Below are 787 nucleotides of genomic sequence, written 5' to 3'. Positions count from 1 at the left end.
ATAAAAAAATTAAAGTCCATATACTAAAAAAAATAAAAAGAAATATTGCAAAAGCTCCTAAGAATACATATTTTTAACTCAACAGCAATAGTTCCCTTAAAAGATAAATCTAACTTTTTAATATAAGAAATATTAATAATCTCAGACCTCGAAATTCGCACAAAAGAATTATTTAATCTATGTTCAATCTCATACATTCTTAGCCTTGATTTATAGGTGTTATCTCTACATTCAATAAAAACATCCTTATCCTCTGTAAAAAATCTATAAATATTTTTTAAATCAAGCACAAAGGCATCATCATCTTTAAAACCTAAAATAACATTATTGTTAATATTAACAAGAGATTTTTCCAAATTTTCAATTTCTTTATTATACTTATCAGTAAATATCTTTACATAAGTTTCTTGATATTTTTCATCAAGAACAATCTCGACTTTCATAGCCACCTCAACTTAAAAACATAGTAAAACATAAGCTTTAATTACATTATAAATAAATATGGAATTAAATCTATAAATCATGTATAAAAGGTTGATAAAAATGAATAAGCGGTATAATTTTTTAAAAATAAATTAGTTTTAGTTAAAATGAAATAAGAAATTAAATACACTATAATGATTTAATATAATTAAAGCGAATCAAGAAAATTCAAACAACCAATGTGATTTAATATAATTAAAAGTAAAAGAAAAACTGCTTAGAATAAATTCTAAACAGCTTCCAAATAAAAAATAATAAAAATAACAAAAGCCTATAAACGAAATGCACTTTGCGTCTATAGACC

The 787-nt window shown here is 22.1% G+C and carries 1 protein-coding gene; it reads right to left on the bottom strand.

The features are described 5' to 3' along the window. Positions 1-23 precede the first annotated feature (23 nt). Positions 24-443: a LytTR family DNA-binding domain-containing protein gene (locus HMPREF9131_RS05925; protein WP_009345943.1), complete on the bottom strand. Its 420-nt coding sequence runs from the start codon at positions 441-443 to the stop codon at positions 24-26. Between the last annotated feature and the right edge of the window lie 344 nt (positions 444-787).

It is taken from the genome of Peptoniphilus sp. oral taxon 836 str. F0141 (assembly GCF_000179335.1).
Lineage (GTDB): Bacteria > Bacillota > Clostridia > Tissierellales > Peptoniphilaceae > Peptoniphilus_A > Peptoniphilus_A lacrimalis.
Note: the sequence above shows the minus strand (reverse complement) of the source record. Positions and strands in the feature narration are given on the sequence as shown.

Coding starts and splice junctions, on each gene's coding strand:
- HMPREF9131_RS05925 (WP_009345943.1), bottom strand. CDS start 443: ATGAAAGTCGAGATTGTTCTTGATGAAAAATATCAAGAAACTTATGTA.